Below are 19,279 nucleotides of genomic sequence, written 5' to 3' on the forward strand. Positions count from 1 at the left end.
TCCACGTGATGAAGAACCCGCCGGTGAAGCCGGACGACGTGGTCGATCGGGACCGGGAGTGGGGACTGCTCACGGAGTTCCTCACCGATCCGGATCCGGCGATGCGGCTCGGCATCGTGTCCGGGCGGCGGAGGCACGGGAAGTCGTACCTTCTTCAGGCCCTGTCCCAGCAGGTCGGCGGCTTGTACGTCACAGCGGTCCGGGAGGAGGGACGGTTGCCCGCGATCCAGCGGTTCAGTGACGCCGTCGCCACCCACGCCGGCCTGCGGCCGGGGAGTCTACGACTGACCGACTGGCGTGACGTCCTGTCCAACGCCCTCGACGTGACCGCTCGTTCGCCGCACCCGCTCCTGGTGATCGACGAGCTGCCGTACTTGCTCCAGCACTCGCCCGAGATCCCGGGACTGCTGCAACAGCTCTACGACGAACGCCAGCGCGGCGCTCGGCCCGGTGCCGGGCCGGGGCCCCGGCTGATCCTGTGTGGTTCCGCGATGAGTGTCATGCACGAACTGCTCTCGGGGACCAAGCCGCTGCGGGGCCGTGCCGTGATCGATCTACGGCTGGGTGCCTTCGACTACCGCGACAGCCGGGCCTTCTGGCAGATCGCCGATCCGCTGACCGCGCTGAAGGTGCACGCGGTCCTGGGCGGAGCCCCCGGATACCGGCCGGTGGCCGGCCGGCCGCATCCGGACGACGGTTTCGACACCTGGCTCACCCGGACGCTGCTCGACCCGGGGCGGGCGGTGTACTCGCGTACCGAGACCGAGTACCTGCTGCGCGAGGACCCGAGGATCACGCAGCACACGCTGTACTACGACATCCTCACCGCGATCGCGCAGGGCGCCACCACTCCCAGCAAGATCGGTGCCGCCCTGGAACGCCCGCGCAACGCCGTGGCTCACCCGCTCGGCGTGCTGGAATCCACCGGCTACATCCGGCGGGAACAGGACATCCTCCGCTCCAGGCACCCAGTCATCACGCTCGCCGATCCCGTCATCCGGTTCAACCAGCTCATCACCCTCCCGCAGGCCGCCGCCGTGGAGCAGGGCTTCGCCGAGCAGGTGTGGCAACAGGCCGCTCCGACGTTCAACTCCAAGATCCTCGGGCCGCACTTCGAGGACCTGGCCCGCGACTTCACCCGTCGTTACGCCCATACCCTGCTGCCCGGTGGACTGCCCGGACCGGTCGGTACCACCGAGGTCGCCGACCAGGTCGCCCGGACCAAGTACGAGGTCGATGTCATCGCCCTGGCCGCCGGCGAGCGCCCGCAGGCCGCCCGCGCGAGGATCGCGCTGCTGGGCGAGGCCAAGGCAACCGCCGCCCGCCGTGGCACCGGTGACCTGGAGCGCCTGGAACGCATCCGTGCCCTGCTCGCGGATCAGGGGTACGACACCACTGCCACCACCCTGGCCCTGTACTCCCTGCACGGCTTCTATCCCGACCTGCTCGACCTGGCCGACCACCGTGACGACCTCCTCCTGGTCGATCTGCCCACCCTCTACGGCAGCTGACCGTTCCGGACGTGATCGAGCGGCGACACGGCAACGACCGGGGCCGCCACCCCCCACAGGAGAGGCCCCGGCCGTCGCGCGTACGGGTCGCGTGCGGCCCGTACTCTCTTCAGCGCCGTGCGTGCCGTTTCTGTCACACCCGGCCACACCGGGTCCTCACCCTGCGCACATCCGCACCCGGTCACGAGTTAGTTGCATCTTCTATGGACATGGACGCGCGGCCCTTTCACGCCGTAACGTGCCTTTCGCGCCGACCGGAGGACAGGCGTAAAGGGAGTACGGTGCTGGGGGACGACGCGGAGCTGACCGCCGCGGTGCGCGCGGCCCAGGGCGGGGACGAGACCGCGTTCCGCACGGTGTACCGCGCGGTGCACCCCCGGCTGCTCGGATACGTCCGCACCCTCGTCGGCGACCCGGACGCCGAGGACGTCGCCTCCGAGGCATGGCTCCAGATCGCCCGTGACCTGGACCGCTTCAGCGGCGACGCCGACCGGTTCCGCGGCTGGGCCGCCCGGATAGCCCGCAACCGCGCCCTGGACCACATCCGCATGCGCGGCCGGCGCCCCGCCATAGGCGGCGACGAGACCGAGCTGACCGGCCGGCCCGCCGAGTCCGACACGGCGGGCGAGGCCATGGAGGCCCTGGCCACCGACAGCACCCTGTCCCTGATCGCCCGGCTCCCGCAGGACCAGGCCGAGGCCGTCGTCCTGCGCGTGGTCGTGGGCCTGGACGCCAAGACCGCCGCCGAGACGCTCGGCAAACGCGCGGGCGCCGTCCGCACCGCCGCGCACCGCGGTCTGAAACGGCTCGCGGAGCTGATCGGCGCGGATCCGGAATCGGCGGGCGGACTCGACGCCCTCCCGCCACAGCGAGAACCGCGCCGCCGCGCGGTGACGTCCGCAACTGTGACGCATACGCGTACGCGGACGCAGAAGGACATGTGATGGCCGACGAGCAGGACAAGTGGCTGGACCGTGAGACGGCGGAACGTCTGCTGCGCGGCGAGTCGCTGGAAGCCGTCGACCCCTCCGCCCGTGACCAGGCCGAACGCCTCTCCCGGGCGCTCGGCGCGCTGTCCGCCGAGGCGGCTCCGGCCACCGGTGAACTCCCCGGCGAGCAGGCCGCGCTGGCCGCGTTCCGCAAGGCCCGTGAGGCCGCCGAGGCGGAGCGCACCGCCGCCGCGCACGCCCCCTCCGCCGCCCGCGCGCCGGCGCCCGGCACCGACGCGGACCTGATCCGCATCGCCGCGCCGGCCCGTACCGGAATCCCGGTGCGGCGCCCCCGCCGGGTCCGCCCGGCGCGTCTGGCGCTCGCCGCCGCGCTGGCCGCCGGCACGCTCGGCGGGGTGGCCGTGGCCGCGGGCAGCGGAGCCCTCCCGGCGCCGTTCGGCGACGCCGGGCCCCGCCCCACCGCCACCGCCGGTACGACCACCGGACGGTCGCTCGCCTCCCCGTCCCCGCGGGCCGTACCGGACGACGGAAACGGGACCGGCGCCCCCGCCACGAAGGGCACTCCGGGTGGCCGGGCCGAGGGGAGCCACGGCGCCGGCCCCGGCGGGACCCGCGGGCAGGAGCCCGGCACCGGCCGCGGCACCGCGCCCGGCACCCCCTCCGCGACCCCCGGCACCGGATGGCTCCGTGACGCCGACGCCTGCCGTGCCCTGCGGGACGGTGAGGACCTGGACGCCGGCCGCCGGCGCGCCCTGGAGCACCTGGCCGGCGGGGCCGCCCGCGTGAGCCGGTACTGCGAGGTCCTGCTGTCCGCCGGCGGACACGGCGAGGACGGGAACAGCGGTAAGACCAAGCGAGGTAAAGAGGGTAAAGAGGAAAAAGAGGGCAAGGGGGATCAGGGGCGGGGGCAGGGGAGCGGCGGCCGGCCCGTCCGTCCGGGCTCCGGGCACGGCGGCGGGCGCCACGGCGGTGTCGCGCCCGCCCCCTCCGTCGTCGCCCCGCACACCGGCGGACCGGACCGCGCGCAACCAGGCCACGGGCAGCCAGGCCACGGGCAGTCGGACCGCGAGCGGCCGGACCTCGCGCCGAGCCCGGCGCACTCCGCCCGCTCCACCCGCTCCACCCGCTGACCCTCCGGTCCGAAACCCCCGTGACCTGCGGTTTCACCAGGGCGAGAAAATTTTTCCGCGCCAGGTGTGACGTTTTTGAAGCCCGTGACGCAGTACTGAGTGAGCCGACTGGTCATCGGCCGTCGCACGGAGCCGGGGTTCCCCCCGTACCCAAGGCTCGTGCACCTGGCGCGGGCGGGACACGTTCCCCCGGTCCCGCCCGCGCCCCGCAGCCTCACCGGGACACGACGACCTTGTCGCCGACCTTCACCTGGGCGAACAGCCGCGCGATCGCCGCCTCGTCCCGCACGTTGACGCAGCCGTGCGAACCGCCCGCGTACCCGCGTGCCGCGAAGTCGGCCGAGTAGTGCACCGCCTGGCCGCCGCTGAAGAACATCGCGTACGGCATCGGGGAGTGGTAGAGCGTCGACACATGGTGCCGTGACTTCCAGTAGACCTTGAACACACCTTCACGGGTGGGTGTGTATTGGGTGCCGAACCGGACGGACAGCGTGTCGAGCGTGCGTCCGTCGATCATCCAGCGCAGTGTCCGGCTGGTCTTGTCGATGCACAGCACCCGGCCGGTCACGCAGCGCGCGTCGGGCGCGGCGGCCGGCTGACCGCCCATCGGGTACAGCTCCCACCGCGTCGGCCGGTGCGTCATGGCGAGCAGCCGCTGCCAGGTGACGGTGTCCAGCCTGCCGGTCGCCGGCAGCCCGCGCTTGGCCTGGAAGCCGAGGACGGCCCGCGTGGTCTGCGGGCCGTACGTCCCCGTCGGCGTGGCGGACAGCCAGCCCACCTGGCGCAGCCGCGCCTGGAGTTCCCGTACGCCCGGCCCGCTGCTCCCGTGCGCCCACAGCACCCGGGGCGGGGGCGCGGGAGGTGCCGGGGGCGTGGCCGGGGTGGGGGTGGTGGCCCGCGGGGGCGGGGTGGTCGGTGTGGTCCCCGCCATCCCGGTGGGCACGGGAGCGGGGCTGGAGGGTAACTGGACGCGGACCGGCAGGCGGTGCTTGGCGTCGGTGTCCTGCGGCTGCACGGTGCAGCCGGCGAGGGCGGCGAACGCGGTGACCGCGGCGGCCGACGCGAGCAGGGCGGCGGGTCTCCCCGTAATCCTCATGCCGGGGATGCTTCCCCGCGTGGCCGCCGCCGAACTCGATTCCCCTTCCCCGCGCGACCGTGGCCGGGTGGCGGGCATGGTGGAGGGGGGTACGCGTCGTACCGCGGAGGCAGCCATGGCACGTGAGTCGGAATCGGGTCTGCCCATCGAGCCGGTCTACGGTCCGGCCGACCTGGCCGGCTGGGACCCGGAGCGGAAACTGGGCGAACCGGGCGCGTACCCGTTCACGCGGGGCGTGTACCCCACCATGTACACCGGCCGCCCCTGGACCGTGCGCCAGTACGCCGGTTTCGGCTCGGCGGCCGAGTCCAACGCCCGCTACCGCCGGCTGATCGCCCACGGCACCACCGGCCTGTCCGTGGCCTTCGACCTGCCCACCCAGATGGGCCACGACTCCGACGCCCCCCTGGCGCACGGCGAGGTCGGCAGGGTGGGCGTGGCCGTCGACTCGCTGGAGGACATGCGGCTGCTGTTCGACGGCATCCCGCTGGACCGGGTCTCCACCTCCATGACGATCAACGCCCCGGCGGCCGTGCTGCTGCTCCTGTACCAACTGGTCGCCGAGGAGCAGGGCGTCGGCGCGGACCGGCTCGCCGGCACCATCCAGAACGACGTGCTCAAGGAGTACATCGCGCGCGGCACGTACATCTTCCCGCCCAGGCCGTCCCTGCGGCTGACGGCGGACATCTTCCGCTACTGCACCGCTCGGACCCCGAGGTGGAACACGATCTCGATCTCCGGCTACCACATGGCCGAGGCGGGCGCGTCCCCCGCGCAGGAGGTCGCCTTCACCCTCGCCGACGGCATCGAGTACGTCCGTACGGCGCGGGCGGCCGGCCTGGACGTGGACGACTTCGCGCCCCGCCTGTCCTTCTTCTTCGTGGCCCGTACGACGCTGCTGGAAGAGGTCGCCAAGTTCCGCGCGGCGCGCCGGATCTGGGCGCGGGTGATGCGGGAGGAGTTCGGCGCGCGCGACCCCAGGTCGTGGATGCTGCGCTTCCACACCCAGACGGCCGGCGTCCAGCTGACGGCCCAGCAGCCGGAGGTGAACCTGGTCCGGGTCGCCGTGCAGGCCCTGGCGGCCGTTCTCGGCGGCACCCAGTCCCTGCACACCAACTCCTTCGACGAGGCGATCGCGCTGCCCACGGAGAAGAGCGCGCGGCTGGCGCTGCGCACCCAGCAGGTGCTGGCCCACGAGACGGACGTGCCGGCGACGGTGGACCCGTTCGCGGGTTCCTACGCGGTCGAACGGCTGACGGACGGCCTGGAGGAGGCCGCGCTGGACCTGATGCGCAGGGTCGAGGAGACGGGCGGGGCGGTCGCGGCGATCGAACGGGGCTTCCAGAAGGCCGAGATCGAGCGGAACGCGTACCGGATCGCGCGGGAGACCGAGTCCGGTGACCGGGTGGTCGTCGGCGTCAACCGGTTCCGGCTCGAGGAGGAGGAGCCGTACGCGCCCCTGCGGGTGGACCCGGCGATCGAGGCCCGGCAGTGCGAGCGCCTGGCCCGGCTGCGGGCCGGCCGGGACCGGCGGGCGGTGGAGGCGGCGCTGGACGCGCTGCGGACGGCCGCCGAGGGGGAGGACAACGTGCTGTACCCGATGAAGGAGGCGCTGCGGGCGCGGGCGACGGTGGGGGAGGTGTGCGGGGCGCTGCGGGAGGTCTGGGGCAGTCACGTCCCGTCGGACGCGTTTTGAGCGGGGTGCCGCGCGCCCGGGACCGTACGGTCACGTCCTGGCCGGCGTTGCCCCGCGTCCGGGACCCCGTACGGTCGCGTCCTGGCCGGCGTGCCGCGCGTACCGTCCTTCGGACCGTCCGGGTGCGTTGTCGTGTCCGCGTGCGACACTCCCCGCATGTTCGGTGTCATCGACCTCCCCACGTACCTCGCGGGCCTGATCCTGATCGTGCTGCTGCCCGGCCCCAACTCCCTCTACGTCCTGTCCGTCGCCGCCCGCCGCGGCGTACGGGCGGGGTACACCGCGGCGGCGGGCGTGTGGTGCGGGGACACCGTGCTGATGACCCTGTCCGCCGCCGGGGTGGCCTCGCTGCTCCAGGCCAACGCCGTGCTGTTCGGCATCGTGAAGTACGCCGGCGCCGGATATCTGACCTGGCTGGCGATAGGCATGCTGCGGGCGGCCCGGCAGATGTGGCGGACCCGCCGCGCACCGGCCGCCGAGGACGCGGCGCCCGCGAAGGCCGCCGACGAGCGCCCCTTCCGCCGTGCCTTCGTCGTCAGCCTCTTCAACCCCAAGGCGATCCTGTTCTTCGTCGCCTTCTTCGTGCAGTTCGTGGACCGGGACTACGCCTACCCGGCCCTCTCCTTCGTCGTCCTCGGCGCCTTCGCCCAGGTGGCGAGCTGCCTGTACCTCAGCGCCCTGATATTCGGCGGCACCCGCCTGTCCGCCGCCTTCCGCCGCCGCAGGCGCCTCTCCGCGACGGCCACGTCGGCGGCGGGCGCGCTGTTCCTGGGCTTCGCGGTGAAGCTGTCGCTGGCGAGCGCGTGACGCTACGGCGCCGTCAGGCCGCCCACGCGTGAGGCGTACTCCGTCAGGCCCGCGGTTGTCTCGCCGGCCCAGCCCACGTACCCGTCCGGCCTGATCAGGAAGATGCCCGGGCCGTAGGACTCCGGAGCCGACGGGAGGGAGCGGACGCCCGGCAGCGACGCGCCGAGCAGGGTCCAGTGCGGCCCGCGGAACACGTCGAAGAGCCGGGCGCCGGCCACCCGGCCGTCCGGGGCCCGGTCGCCCGCCCGCAATCCCGCCGGGTCCGTGCGGCCCTCCACGCTCAGCGACGACTCCCGGTAGCCCAGGCCCAGCTGCACCGTCGCCGCGCCGCGCCGCACCTCCCCGCGGTGCACCGCCGTGGACAGGCCGAGCACGCCGGCCGCGGTGGCCCGGCGCTCCTCCTCGTAGGTGTCCAGCAGCTCCCCCGGTGCCCCGCCCCGCAGCACCGCGCCCAGCTTCCACCCCAGGTTGTAGGCGTCCTGGACGCTGGTGTTCAGGCCCTGGCCGCCGGCCGGCGAGTGCACGTGCGCCGCGTCGCCGGCGAGGAAGACCCGGCCCGCCCGGAACCGGTCCGCGAGCCCGGTGCGCGACCGGAAACCGGAGATCCACCGCAACCCGGTCACGCTGTCGGCGTCCAGATGGGTGAAGGCGGCCACCAGCGACCGGACACCGTCCAGGGTGGGCTCCGGCTCCGTGCCCTCCGGCAGGCGCGCCTGCAACTGGAAGTCGTCCGTCCCGGCCAGCGGGCACAGCGCGAGGCCGATCTCCCCCGCTGCCCGGAACATGTGCCAGTGGTCGCGGTCGAGGCCCTTGACCTGGACGTCCGCCACCAGGAACGAGGCCGGGTCCACCGTCTCCCCGGCCATCCCCACGCCGAGCGCGCGCCGGATCGTGGAGCGTCCGCCGTCGGCCGCGACCACGTACGCCGCGCGGAGCGCCGTACCGTCCGCGAGCTCCACGGTCACGCCGTCCGCGTCCTGCCGCAGGCCGGTCACCTCGTGGCCGAAGGCGACCTTGCCGCCCAGTGCGGTCAGCCGGGTGTGCAGGATCTCCTGCGTCCGCCACTGCGGGATCATCAACGGCTCGGTGTACGGCGCGCCCTCGTCCGCCGGGACCGGGTCGAACATGGGCTCCGCGCCGAGGGGTTCGCCGTCCTGCCAGAACAGCCGGGGCGGGTAGGGGCCGCCGGCCGCGCGGGCCTCGGCCAGGACGCCGAGGTCGTCGAAGAGCTCCTGGGTGCGGGGCTGGACCGCCTTGCCGCGGGAGCCGGGGAACAGCCCGTCCGCCCGCTCCAGTATCAGCGCGTCGACCCCGCGTCGGGCGAGGTCGATACCGAGGGTCAGACCCGTCGGACCCGCCCCCACGATCAGGACATCCATCACACATCTCCTTAACAGCGTTAAGTGGCGTCGTCGGTGAGCATGTCCTTAACGGCGTTAAGCTGTCAAGCGTGAAGCCGGAGAAACGCGCACCCCTGGACCGTGGACGAGTCGCCGACACGGCCTTGCGGCTGCTGAACGAGGTCGGCCTGGAAGGGCTGACCCTGCGGGCCATCGCGCGCGAACTGGACGTGAAGGCGCCCGCGCTGTACTGGCACTTCAAGGACAAGCAGGCGCTGCTGGACGAGATGGCCACCGAGATGTACCGGCGGATGGCCGCCGGGGCCGCGCTCGACCCCGCCGACACCTGGCGGGAGCGGCTGCTGAAGATCAACCGGGGACTGCGCGGCGCGCTGCTCGGCTACCGCGACGGCGCCCGGGTCTTCAGCGGCTCACGCTTCACCGGCGCGGACCACGGCCCCGAACTGGAGGCCAACCTGCGGCTGCTCACGGAGTCCGGCCTCACCCTCGCCCAGGCCGTGCACGCGGGCCGCACCACGCACCTGTACACCCTCGGCTTCGTCACCGAGGAACAGGGGGTGCGGCCGCACCCGGACGAGCGCCGCGAGGGCTACGACGTCGCGGAACGCGCCCGGCGGCTGGCCGGGTACCCGCTGGCCGCCGAGGCCGGGAAGCTGCTCTTCGACGACTACGACCAGCAGTTCGAGGAGGGCCTGGAGCTGCTCATCGCGGGGATCGCGGCGCGGTACGGGGCCGGCTGAACCCGGCTGCACGGGGACAGCCGCCACCTCGCGTTCACCCGGTGTTCCGGCGGACGTCGCCCCCTGGCGTGGAGCGCTTTCTACGGTCGCTCCGACCCGCCCCTGAGAGAGCCCAGGTGTCCGTGTGACCAACCGTTCCCCGCGACTGTCGGTGATCATCCCCTGCTTCAATGTCGAGGGCTATATCCCGGAGACCGTCGCCAGCTGCGTCCACAACGCCCGCAGTGACTTCGAGTTCCTGTTCGTCGAGGACCGCTCGACCAAGGACCACACGTACGAGGCGCTGCTGGAACTGACGAAGCGGCTGCCGAACAGCAGAGTGATCCGGCACGAGCGGAACGGCGGGCTGGCCACCGCGCGCAACACCGGCATCGACGCCGCGGAAGGCCGCTACCTCACCTTCCTCGACGGCGACGACTGGCTCGCCCCCGGCTACCTGGCCGACCTGGTGGAGTGGATCGAACGGCTCGACGTCGACTTCGTGCGCACCGACCACGTCCAGGTCACCGGCGTCAACCGCATGGTCCACCGGGCCCCCGAAGGCCGCCGGCACACCCCGCTCGACCCCCGCACCTCCATCCTCCCGGTGGACGACACCACGATGGTCGACTACCCCTACGCCTGGGCCGGCGTCTACCACCGCCGCCTCCTCGACCGCGGGATGCTCCGCTTCCACGACGGGCTGCGCACCGCCGAGGACCGGCCCTGGATCTGGGACCTGCACCGCAGGGCCGAGTCCTACGCCGTCGCCAGCCTGCGCGGCGTCTTCTACCGCAGGGGCGTGGCCAGTTCGCTGACCCAGATCGGTGACGTGCGCCAGCTGGACTTCTTCCGCTCCTTCGACCTGGTCCTCGGCGAACTCGCCGACGACCCGGAGGCGCACCGGCTGCGCAAGAAGGCGCTGCGCAACTACTGCGTCGTCATCGCCCACCAGCTCCTGCAACGCGACCGGTTCGAGCGCAGCGTCGCCGCCGAGCTGCGGCGGCGGGCCGGCGAGGTGCTGGACCGGATGACGGAGGAGGAGCTGAACGAGGCCCTCCTCGGCATGGGCGAGGAGCGGGTCGACGTCCTGCGGCGCATACGCGGCGGAATGAAGGGAGTCGCGGCATGAGCGGCACCACCCAGATCTTCTTCTCGGCCACCCAGTACGCGGCCGCCACCGTCACCGCCGCCCTGCGCGCCGGGCTCTTCGGCCCCCGCTCCGAACACCGCCGGATCCTCGTCGTCAGCAACACCGCGGCCGTGCCCGAGGTCGGCACCCCGCTGGACCGGATGGCCGGATTCGAGCGGATACGCCCGGAGTTCGACGAGGTCCGCTCCTGGAACGAGTTCATAGCACCGCACCACCCGGCGGGCTGGTCACCGCGCGGCCAGGACCTGGTGATGTGGGAGAAGGCCGTACGCCTCGCCTGGAAGCTCGGCGACGAGCCGGTCGAGATCGCCTGCGAGTCCATCCAGGCGAACCCCTCCCGCGCGGTCGCCGACATCTTCGCCGACAGCCCGATCCATGTGTACGCCGACGGCCTGATGAGCTACGGCCCCACCCGCAACCGCATCCCGCACGGCATGAGCAGCCGCATCGCCCGGGTGCTGCACCTCGACCTGATACCCGGGCTGCGCCCGATGCTCCTGGCCGAGTACGGGGTCCGGCCCGAACCCGTGCCGAACGAGGCCATCGTGGACGTGCTCGCCCGGATCGGGGAGGCGGGCGCCGCGATCCTCGCCGACCGGCTCCCCGCCGAGCACCGCCCCACCGCCGTACTGCTCGGCCAGTACCTCTCGGCCATCGACCTGATCACCCAGGACGAGGAGGAGGAACTCCACGTCCGCATGGTGCGCGCCGCCGCCCGCGCCGGGCACCGCGCCGTGCTCTTCAAGCCCCACCCCAGCGCACCCGCCGTCTACAACACCTCGCTGGAAGAGACGGCGAGGGACCTCGGGATCCGGCTGACCGTCCTGAGCGAACCCGTGCTCGCCGAGACCGTCTTCGCCCACCTGAAGCCGGAGCTGGTCATCGGCTGCTTCTCCACCGCGCTGATGACGGCCGCCGCCTTCTACGGCATCCCGGTCGCCCGGGTCGGCACCGAGCTGCTCCTGGAACGCATCACGCCGTACGAGAACAGCAACCGCGTCCCGCTCACCCTCATCGACGCCGCCCTGCCCGACGCCGAACGCGACACCATCGGGACCCCGCTGCCGCTGGACACGCTGGGCGAGGAACTGGGCCCGCTGGTGCGCACCGTCGGCTACTGCATGCAGTCCCGCAAGCACCCGGATCTGCGCGAGGAGGCGGCCGCCTGGCTCGCCGCCCACCTCGCCGGGCACCAGCGGTACTTCAAGAAGCGCCGCCTGACCAGCCTGCGCCTGCCCGGCGGCAGCCCCGTACGGGCCGAGGCACTGCGCCGCCACCCCGCCGTGCGCAAGGCCGTGCGGCAGATCCGCGCACGCCGCCGGTAGGCCGGGGCGGGACACCGGTACGGGCCCTGGCCGACGGCGCGGAAAGCGCCCGCTTCAGCCACGGGCCCACCGGGCGTTCCACGAACCGGTGCAGCAGCCAGGCCAGCCCCAGCAGCCCGGCCACCGTCACGCCGAGCGTCGGCCACGGGCCGAACCCCAGGTCCTGGCGCACCACCCGGATGACGAACCAGCCCAGGTGTTCGTGGATCAGATAGAAGGGGTACGTCAGCGCCCCCGCCGCCGTCAGCAGGCGCCGGTCCGCCCACCGTGGCCGGCCCAGCGCCACCACCGCCACGGCCGCGAAGGCGAGCGTGACGACCGCCTGGATGACGTACGGATCCCGGTGGAAGTCGCCGCCCTGGGCGCCGGGGTTGCCACAGGCCCGTCACGCAGGAGCGCTGGCCGAGCAGCCAGGAGACCGCGACGATCCCCCACAGCAGCGGGTCGCCGCCGTGGCGGTGGACGAGGTACAGCGCCAGACCGCCGATGAAGAAGGGGGCGTGCTCGGGCATCACCAGCTCGTCCACGAGGGGATCACGGGCGACCCGGGCCAGCACGCCGGCCAGGGTCCACAGGCCGCAGAACAGCACCACCCTGCGGTAGGTGACCCCGCGCCGGACCACGCACAGGGCGAACAGCACGTAGAAGCGCGCCTCGGCCCACAGCGTCCAGCACACGCCCAGCACCCGGGGCGCCCCCAGGGGCTGTTGCAGCATCGTCAGGTTGACCAGGAACTCGTCCGGCCGCGGCGGGCGCACGACGGCCGGCAGCAGCAGACAGGCTCCGGTGACCAGCAGCAGCGCGGCCCAGTACGCCGGGTACAGCCGGGCGACGCGGGAGCGGAAGAACTGGCCGGGGGTCCGCCCCCAGCTGCTCATGCAGATCACGAAGCCGCTGATGACGAAGAAGAACTGCACGCCCAGACAGCCGTAGACGGCGGCCCGGGAGAGCACGGGGAAGAGCCGGCCGGGGGACTCCTGCCACGCGCCGGCCACCGGGCCGCCGCGCCCGGCGAAGTGGTAGAGGCAGACCATCAGCGCGGCGAGCAGCCGCAGACCGTCCAGCGCCCGCAGCCGGGAGGCGGGCCGGTGCGGCCCGGCGGCGGGAGCGGGCTCCTTCGGGGTGGCGGGCAGGGCGAGGTCGGACGCGTGCATCGCGGGACCCTCCGCGTGGGGGACGGACGGGGCCTCGTACCGCGCGGGTACGTGGGCGCCGGACGTCTACCCGGGTACGCGCGGTCCCTCCCGCCGGCCGCACACCTGTCGCCGGGATGACGTAACGCGCCGGACGGTGACACGGGAACGGAGAACCCCCGCCCCCGGCGGGGCGGGGGCCGGCTCAGCGTCTGGGGCGCGGGGTGAGCGCGCGGGCCCGGCGGGCGAGCCTGCGCACGGTCGCGTTGCGCGGGATGAACGCCAGCTGCGCGGGCACCGCACCCGGCAGGGCCAGCGCGGTCAGCCGGCGGCGCTTGAAGTAACGCCAGGTGTCCGCGTCCAGGTGCCGGGCGAGGTAGCTCTCGGCGGCACCCCGCAGCCCCGGGTAGATCTTGGGCTGCATGGCGAAGCCCACCGCGCCGAGCAGCGCGGCCAGTTCGTCCACCCGTTCCCGCGAGGGCGGGCGCCAGCCGGACACGGCGGCGGCGTCGCCGAGGTCGGGCAGCAGCGCGTCGGCGATGGTGACCGGGACCCGGTTGCTGTTCTGGTAGGGCGCGAGCCGGGCCAGGACGGTGTCCGTGCCCACCCGGGCGACGGGCAGGCCGTAGAACGTGGCCGCCGTGAACAGCGCGGTGGAGAAGCAGCCGACGACCAGCGCGGGACGCAGCCGCTGGAAGGCCACCTCGGCGAGCACCGGCACGTCCAGCAGGGTCAGTCCGGCACCGAGCCGCTCCGCCTCCTGCTGGAGCATCCGGGACCAGCGGGCGGGCGCCACCGGGTGCGGCTTGAAGACCAGCTCGCGGTGGCCGAGCGCGACCGCGCCCCGCACCATCCTCAGGTGCAGCTCCTCCTCCTCGGCGGCGCTGAGGATGTCCAGCGCGGAGAGGTACTGGCCGAGGAGCAGGGCGGGCCGCGGCTCCCCGGCGCCGGGCAACTCGGTGTCGTCCTCGGCCAGTTCGCCCAGCACCTTCAGGAAGGCCTCGGCGGGCACCAGCTCCGGGCGCACCCCGAACTCGGTCAGCAGCAGCGGGGTCAGCCCGGGGACCAGGTCGAGGTGGAGCAGGCGCTCGATGCGCGTGCCGACCAACGGGTCGATCTTGTCGCGCGTGGGGCCATAGCTTATGAGGCCGTCGGCGTAGACGTCGACGGGGGCGCCGGTGAACAGCTGGCACAGCGCGAGTGCCGGGTTGACCTGCACCGACTCCACGGCGAGCCGGACCTGGTCGTCGCCGAGCCCCCACAGCAGCCGTACGTACCGCTCCCACATGGGGATGTCGTTGGCGCGCGGGCCCCAGCCGCTGGGGTGCAGGGGAGAGATGGTCTCGTTCCAGGAGAGCACCCCGTCGAAGCGCTCGGCGATGTGGGTGAAGCCCGGCATGCGGTCCACGGACGGTGTGGTCTCGGGATTGGCCGCGTTGTTGGTGACCAGCAGCAGCCGGCGGTCGGCCGGCCCGAACAGGCCGGCGTCGAGGGCGGCGGCCAGGGTGGCCGCCCCGTACAGCGTCGACGCGCAGAAGATGTGGGTGGTACGGGGCATCAGACGGTCACCGTCCGGGCGGCCGTGGGCCGGCGCCGCAGTCGCCGCAACCGGCCCGCGCGCTGGGCGTCCATCGAGTCCATGACCTGCGCCAGCACGTCCTGCGGGAGTCTCTTCAGCGCGGCTGCGCTCAGCGAACGCAATTGTCGGGCCACGGCGGGTTCGAACCTCTCGATCGATCCGAGGTGATGGGCCATGATCGCGCAATAGGTGCGCACGGCCTTCGGCAGCAGCTTATCGGCCTCGGGATCGCGCGCCGTTTCCTCGATCACCTGGTCGAACGCGCGAATGAAATCCAATTGCCGGACGTCACCGATCTGGGTGAGCGACGAGGCGACGCCGCGCCGGTAGTACACGCCGAGCAGGCCGAGGGCGGCGAAGGAATCCGCCTCGCGGTGCAGTTTCCAGATCCACGGCCGGTCCTCGGCCGTGCGCAGCCCGTGGGTGAAGTGCAGCAGGCCCCGGTCGACCAGCCGGCGGTGGTAGATGCCCGCCCAGGCGTACGCGTAGTCGACGGAGGTGGAGCGGTCGGCGGGCAGGATCGCCTCCCGCGGGTTCAGCACCACACCGCGGCGGCCCTGCGGCACCCGGTGGATGGCGCGGGCCCGTCCGGTGCACTGGACGTGGTCGGTGCGGATGAAGTCGCAGCCCAACTCGTCCATCGCGGCGACCAGTTGGGGGTAGTAGCCGGGGGCGAGCCAGTCGTCGCCGTCGAGGAATGTCAGGTACTCCCCGCGGGCCCGGTCGATACCGGTGTTGCGCGCGGTGGCCAGCCCTCCGTTCCGCTCGTGTCTGACCAGGACCGCGCCGGGCAGTTCGCGCTCCGCGCGGGCGAGGATCTCCGGTGTCTCGTCGCGCGAACAGTCGTCGACGAGAATGAATTCGAAATCCTCACGTGTGTTCGCACGCAGGCTCTTCAGAGTGTCTGGCGCGTAGTGCTGGACGTTGTAGAAGGGCACGATGACCGAGAGCTTCACCACGCGGACGACGGTAGAGGGAAGCCCGGCCCGCATTCTGGCCGACTGCTTGATTTCCGGTGAACTACGCGTGGCAATGCGGTGAACCACGCTGTTTTTTCACCCGAACACGCGCCGGTTCGCCTTTCGGCGATGTGCTGTTAACCGTTTGTTGTATTCCGGTTGGGCGGTTCCTCTCCCACGCTTCCTAGCGTCTTCGACGTGCCAGTAAGTGCTACGAAGTCCCTGCGGGTCGCCGTCCTCGCGGACTCCGACACCCGGTGGAAGTGGGGCGCGCTCACCGCGCGCCGGCTCACTCCCCCGGCTGCCGAGGTCCGGCTCGACGGCTACCTCCTGCGCGGACGCGCCACCCCGACCGCCCGCCAGCTGGAGGAGGTCGGCGTCCGCGCGGACTCCCTGCGCGAGGTCACCGGCGTCGAGTTCCTGCGCGAGATGGGCGGGGCGGCGCCCGACATCCTCGTCCTCGCCCTGGTCGGCGGCGGTGTCCAGGCGATGCTGCACGGGCTGCGCGCCGCCTGGGGCTCCGGGAAACGGCCCGTGGTCGTCACCGGCTACGTCGGCGTCGTCTACGAAAAGCTCGCCGACGGACTGCTGCTGCGGCACGGCGCGGACCTCGTCCTCGCCAACTCCCGCCACGACGCCGACCGGTTCCGGGCCGTGTACGAGGGCGTGGGCGCCGACGCCTCCGCGGTCACCGAGGTCGCGCTGCCCTTCCTCGGCGGAGCCCCGTACACCGGCGAACACGACCCGTACACCGTGGTGTTCGCCGCCCAGCCGTCCGTACCGGACAACCGCCGCGACCGGACCTACCTGCTGGACCGCCTCATCGAGCACGCCCGCCGCCACCCCGAGCGGGACGTGCTGCTCAAGCTGCGCTCCAAGCCCGGCGAACACACCACCCACATCGAGGAACTGCCGTACCAGAAGCTGGCCCAGGGCAAGGACCTGCCCGCCAACTTCCGTCTGGTCTACGGCCACATGGGCGAGGTGCTCGACCGCACCGACCTGCTGGTCACGGTCAGCTCCACCGCCGCCCTGGAGGCCCTGCACCGCCGTATCCCCACCGCCGTCCTCACCGACCTCGGGGTGCGCGAGGTGCTCGGCAACCACCACTTCACCGGCTCCGGCTGCCTCGCCTCCTGGGACCAGCTGGACGCCGGGCACCGGCCGGCCCCCGACGAGGAGTGGGTGGCCCGGCAGGGCGTCGCCGCCGACGGCTCCTACGCCACCGCCTTCGACGCGGCCCGCGAACGCATCGCGAAGCTCCTCGTCCGGCCCGGCGGACTGCCGCCCCTCGCCCCCTACTACACCCCCGAGACCGCGCCCGGCTATCTGCCCGGCATCCTCGCCCGCCACCACCTCGGCCCCGACGGCGTCCCGCTGCCCGGCGCGCCCGCCGCCGACAGGTCGCCCGGCCCCGTCCGGCAGATCGTGCGCCGCGCCGCCCGCGGCGCCTACCGGCACGGCGTCCAGCGGGTCGCCCCCGTGATCCGGCGGATGGGCGAGCTGTGACCTCATCGCAAGGAGTAGAGCCCATGTCCCACTCGGAAGCGGACCCGGGCGCCTCGGTCCGCCGGGTGCTCGCCGTCATCCCCGCGCGCGGCGGTTCCAAGGGCGTGCCCGCGAAGAACCTCGCCCCCGTCGGCGGTGTCCCGCTGGTGGTCCGCGCGGTCCGCGAGTGCCGGGCCGCCCGGCTGGTCACCGACGTCGTCGTGTCCACCGACGACCAGGCCATCGCCGCCGCCGCCCGGGAGGCCGGCGCCGAGGTAGTGCTGCGGCCCGCCGCGATCGCCGGGGACACCGCCACCTCGGAGGCCGCGGTCCGGCACGCCATGGACACCCACGAGGCACTGCACGGCGCGGCCGTCGACGTGGTCCTGCTCGTGCAGTGCACCAGCCCCTTCCTGCTGAGGGAGGACATCGACGGGGTGGCCGCCGCGGTCGTCGAGCACGGCGCCGACACCGCCGTCACCGTCGCCCCCTTCCACGGCTTCGTCTGGCGCGACGGCGACACCGAGGCCGAGGGCGGGACGGGCGTCAACCACGACAAGTCCTACCGCCCGCGCCGCCAGGACCGCCCCCAGGACTTCCTGGAGACCGGCGCCGCCTACGCCATGGACGCGGCCGGCTTCCGCGCGCACGGCCACCGCTTCTTCGGCCGCACCGAGCTGGTCCGCACCGACCCCGCGCGGGTGCTGGAGATCGACGACCCGCACGACCTCGCCCGGGCCCGGGCCCTCGCGCCGCTCTTCGACGCGGCCCGCCCCGGCGCGCTGCCGACCGCCGCCGACGTGGACGCGGTCGTACTCGACTTCGACGGCACCCAGACCGACGACCGGGTGCTGATCGACTCCGAGGGACGGGAGTTCGTCGCCGTGCACCGCGGCGACGGTCTCGGCGTCGCGGCCCTCCGCAGGAGCGGCCTGAAGCTGCTGATCCTGTCCACGGAACAGAACCCGGTCGTCGCCGCCCGCGCACGCAAGCTGAAGATCCCCGTGCTGCACGGCATCGACCGCAAGGACCTCGCGCTGAAGCAGTGGTGCGAGGAACAGGGCATCGCGCCGGAGCGCGTGCTCTACGTCGGCAACGACGTCAACGACCTGCCCTGCTTCGCCCTCGTGGGCTGGCCCGTGGCGGTCGCGAGCGCTCACGACGTCGTACGCGGCGCCGCACGCGCGGTCACCACCGTCCCCGGCGGTGACGGCGCGATCCGGGAGATCGCCAGCTGGATCCTCGGCCCCTCTCTCGATTCCCTCCCCAAGTAAGGACACCCCCTGATGAGCACCCACTCCCGTCTGCGCGCCTTCGGTACGCGCGAGGTCGGCCCCGGCAAGCCCGTCTACATCTGCGGCGAGATCGGCATCAACCACAACGGTGAGCTGGAGAACGCCTTCAAGCTGATCGACGCCGCCGCCGAGGCCGGCTGCGACGCCGTGAAGTTCCAGAAGCGCACCCCCGAGATCTGCACCCCCCGCGACCAGTGGGACATCGAGCGCGACACCCCCTGGGGCCGGATGACCTACATCGACTACCGCCACCGGGTGGAGTTCGGCGAGGACGAGTACCGGCAGATCGACGCGTACTGCAAGGAGAAGGGGATCGACTGGTTCGCCTCCCCGTGGGACACCGAGGCCGTCGCCTTCCTGGAGAAGTTCGACCTGCCCGCCCACAAGGTGGCGTCCGCCTCCCTGACCGACGACGAGCTGCTGCGCGCCCTGCGCGCCACCGGCCGCACGGTCATCCTCTCCACCGGCATGTCCACCCCCAAGCAGATCCGCCACGCGGTGGAGGTCCTGGGCAGCGACAACATCCTGCTCTGCCACGCCACCTCCACCTACCCGGCCAAGGCCGAGGAGCTGAACCTCCGCGTGATCAACACGCTGGAGAAGGAGTACCCGAACGTCCCGATCGGCTACTCCGGCCACGAGACCGGCCTGCAGACCACCCTCGCCGCGGTCGCGCTCGGGGCGACCTTCGTCGAGCGCCACATCACCCTGGACCGCGCCATGTGGGGCTCCGACCAGGCCGCCTCCGTGGAGCCGCAGGGCCTTCAGCGCCTGGTCCGCGACATCCGCACCATCGAGGCCTCCCTCGGCGACGGCGTCAAGAAGGTCTACGACTCCGAGCTGGGCCCGATGAAGAAGCTGCGCCGGGTCCCCGGTGTCGTCGCGGACGCCGAGATCGCCGCGGCGGCCGGCGAGCCGGTCACGGTGTGAATCCAGGTCACTGACGACGGGACGGTCGTACGCCGATGAGCCCCCGCGCCGGTCAGGCCGGCCACCCCGCCCGCACGCTCGCCTTCGTGGAGAGCCCGGTGCAGCTGCTGAACGTACTGGAGTGGGCCCACCTGCACGCCGCCCGGA

The 19,279-nt window shown here is 72.9% G+C and carries 15 protein-coding genes and 1 pseudogene; 11 read left to right on the forward strand and 5 right to left on the reverse strand.

The window, feature by feature from the left end:
• Nucleotides 1–8: 8 nt before the first annotated feature.
• From IE251_RS01150 to IE251_RS01160, 3 genes are all read left to right on the forward strand, one after another.
• Nucleotides 9–1,511 (forward strand): P-loop NTPase family protein, encoded by a 1,503-nt coding sequence (locus IE251_RS01150; RefSeq protein ID WP_229896548.1) that lies wholly within the window; start codon nucleotides 9–11, stop codon nucleotides 1,509–1,511.
• A gap of 281 nt (nucleotides 1,512–1,792) precedes the next feature.
• The gene (locus IE251_RS01155) at nucleotides 1,793–2,455 is read left to right on the forward strand and encodes an RNA polymerase sigma factor (protein WP_189751017.1); all 663 of its coding nucleotides are present in this window, start codon (nucleotides 1,793–1,795) and stop codon (nucleotides 2,453–2,455) included.
• A complete protein-coding gene (locus IE251_RS01160; protein ID WP_189751018.1) occupies nucleotides 2,455–3,591 on the forward strand; it encodes a hypothetical protein in 1,137 nt (378 codons plus the stop codon). Before IE251_RS01155 ends, IE251_RS01160 begins: the two co-directional genes overlap by 1 nt.
• A 214-nt stretch (nucleotides 3,592–3,805) precedes the next feature.
• Here IE251_RS01160 and IE251_RS01165 read toward each other — a convergent pair whose 3' ends face one another.
• Nucleotides 3,806–4,687, reverse strand: coding sequence for a L,D-transpeptidase family protein (locus IE251_RS01165; protein ID WP_189751019.1), 882 nt, complete (start codon nucleotides 4,685–4,687; stop codon nucleotides 3,806–3,808).
• 115 nt (nucleotides 4,688–4,802) lie between these two features.
• Between IE251_RS01165 and IE251_RS01170 the strand changes: the two genes are divergently transcribed.
• On the forward strand, nucleotides 4,803–6,383 hold the full coding sequence (locus IE251_RS01170) for an acyl-CoA mutase large subunit family protein (RefSeq protein WP_189751020.1): 1,581 nt from the start codon (nucleotides 4,803–4,805) through the stop codon (nucleotides 6,381–6,383).
• A gap of 156 nt (nucleotides 6,384–6,539) precedes the next feature.
• Complete coding sequence (gene leuE / locus IE251_RS01175; RefSeq protein WP_189751021.1) at nucleotides 6,540–7,190, forward strand: leucine efflux protein LeuE; 651 nt, start codon at nucleotides 6,540–6,542, stop codon at nucleotides 7,188–7,190.
• Nucleotides 7,191–7,192: 2 nt separating this feature from the next.
• Here leuE and IE251_RS01180 read toward each other — a convergent pair whose 3' ends face one another.
• Nucleotides 7,193–8,569, reverse strand: coding sequence for an FAD-dependent monooxygenase (locus IE251_RS01180; protein WP_189751022.1), 1,377 nt, complete (start codon nucleotides 8,567–8,569; stop codon nucleotides 7,193–7,195).
• A 71-nt stretch (nucleotides 8,570–8,640) separates the two neighbouring features.
• On the opposite strand from IE251_RS01180, the gene IE251_RS01185 reads away from it, so the two are divergent.
• The 3 genes from IE251_RS01185 (at nucleotide 8,641) to IE251_RS01195 (ending at nucleotide 11,748) form a co-directional block, all read left to right on the forward strand.
• On the forward strand, nucleotides 8,641–9,291 hold the full coding sequence (locus IE251_RS01185; RefSeq protein ID WP_189751023.1) for a TetR/AcrR family transcriptional regulator C-terminal domain-containing protein: 651 nt from the start codon (nucleotides 8,641–8,643) through the stop codon (nucleotides 9,289–9,291).
• A 124-nt stretch (nucleotides 9,292–9,415) separates the two neighbouring features.
• A complete protein-coding gene (locus tag IE251_RS01190; RefSeq protein WP_189751024.1) occupies nucleotides 9,416–10,402 on the forward strand; it encodes a glycosyltransferase family 2 protein in 987 nt (328 codons plus the stop codon).
• Nucleotides 10,399–11,748 carry a polysialyltransferase family glycosyltransferase gene (locus tag IE251_RS01195; RefSeq protein WP_229896523.1) on the forward strand — a complete coding sequence of 450 codons (1,350 nt, stop codon included), beginning with the start codon at nucleotides 10,399–10,401 and terminating at the stop codon, nucleotides 11,746–11,748. The genes IE251_RS01190 and IE251_RS01195 overlap by 4 nt, the downstream gene beginning before the upstream one ends.
• 22 nt (nucleotides 11,749–11,770) lie before the next feature.
• Here the strand turns inward: IE251_RS01195 and IE251_RS01200 are convergent.
• From IE251_RS01200 to IE251_RS01210, 3 genes and pseudogenes are all read right to left on the reverse strand, one after another.
• Nucleotides 11,771–12,902 (reverse strand): annotated as a pseudogene (locus IE251_RS01200) (acyltransferase family protein); the annotation flags it as partial.
• 184 nt (nucleotides 12,903–13,086) lie between these two features.
• The gene (locus IE251_RS01205; RefSeq protein ID WP_189751025.1) at nucleotides 13,087–14,439 is read right to left on the reverse strand and encodes a polysialyltransferase family glycosyltransferase; all 1,353 of its coding nucleotides are present in this window, start codon (nucleotides 14,437–14,439) and stop codon (nucleotides 13,087–13,089) included.
• Nucleotides 14,439–15,419: a glycosyltransferase family 2 protein gene (locus tag IE251_RS01210; protein ID WP_189751026.1), complete on the reverse strand. Its 981-nt coding sequence runs from the start codon at nucleotides 15,417–15,419 to the stop codon at nucleotides 14,439–14,441. The genes IE251_RS01205 and IE251_RS01210 overlap by 1 nt, the downstream gene beginning before the upstream one ends.
• A gap of 198 nt (nucleotides 15,420–15,617) precedes the next feature.
• Here IE251_RS01210 and IE251_RS01215 point away from each other — a divergent pair, with 198 nt between their 5' ends.
• From IE251_RS01215 to IE251_RS01225, 3 genes are read left to right on the forward strand one after another with little or no spacing between them, the layout of a single operon-like run.
• Nucleotides 15,618–16,928 carry a DUF6716 putative glycosyltransferase gene (locus tag IE251_RS01215; protein WP_189751027.1) on the forward strand — a complete coding sequence of 437 codons (1,311 nt, stop codon included), beginning with the start codon at nucleotides 15,618–15,620 and terminating at the stop codon, nucleotides 16,926–16,928.
• Nucleotides 16,929–16,951: 23 nt separating this feature from the next.
• Nucleotides 16,952–18,181: an N-acylneuraminate cytidylyltransferase gene (locus IE251_RS01220; RefSeq protein ID WP_189751028.1), complete on the forward strand. Its 1,230-nt coding sequence runs from the start codon at nucleotides 16,952–16,954 to the stop codon at nucleotides 18,179–18,181.
• A gap of 12 nt (nucleotides 18,182–18,193) precedes the next feature.
• The gene (locus tag IE251_RS01225) at nucleotides 18,194–19,132 is read left to right on the forward strand and encodes an N-acetylneuraminate synthase family protein (protein ID WP_189751029.1); all 939 of its coding nucleotides are present in this window, start codon (nucleotides 18,194–18,196) and stop codon (nucleotides 19,130–19,132) included.
• The last annotated feature ends 147 nt before the right edge of the window (nucleotides 19,133–19,279 follow it).

Origin of the sequence: Streptomyces eurythermus (assembly GCF_014649115.1) — a bacterium.
Lineage (GTDB): Bacteria > Actinomycetota > Actinomycetes > Streptomycetales > Streptomycetaceae > Streptomyces > Streptomyces eurythermus.

Bases quoted from the DNA above. Each gene is read 5' to 3' on its own strand.
- IE251_RS01150 (WP_229896548.1), top strand. From the start codon at position 9: ATGAAGAACCCGCCGGTGAAGCCGGACGACGTGGTCGATCGGGACCGG.
- IE251_RS01160 (WP_189751018.1), top strand. From the start codon at position 2,455: ATGGCCGACGAGCAGGACAAGTGGCTGGACCGTGAGACGGCGGAACGT.
- IE251_RS01165 (WP_189751019.1), bottom strand. From the start codon at position 4,687: ATGAGGATTACGGGGAGACCCGCCGCCCTGCTCGCGTCGGCCGCCGCG.
- IE251_RS01170 (WP_189751020.1), top strand. From the start codon at position 4,803: ATGGCACGTGAGTCGGAATCGGGTCTGCCCATCGAGCCGGTCTACGGT.
- leuE (WP_189751021.1), top strand. From the start codon at position 6,540: ATGTTCGGTGTCATCGACCTCCCCACGTACCTCGCGGGCCTGATCCTG.
- IE251_RS01180 (WP_189751022.1), bottom strand. From the start codon at position 8,569: ATGGATGTCCTGATCGTGGGGGCGGGTCCGACGGGTCTGACCCTCGGT.
- IE251_RS01195 (WP_229896523.1), top strand. From the start codon at position 10,399: ATGAGCGGCACCACCCAGATCTTCTTCTCGGCCACCCAGTACGCGGCC.
- IE251_RS01205 (WP_189751025.1), bottom strand. From the start codon at position 14,439: ATGCCCCGTACCACCCACATCTTCTGCGCGTCGACGCTGTACGGGGCG.
- IE251_RS01220 (WP_189751028.1), top strand. From the start codon at position 16,952: ATGTCCCACTCGGAAGCGGACCCGGGCGCCTCGGTCCGCCGGGTGCTC.
- IE251_RS01225 (WP_189751029.1), top strand. From the start codon at position 18,194: ATGAGCACCCACTCCCGTCTGCGCGCCTTCGGTACGCGCGAGGTCGGC.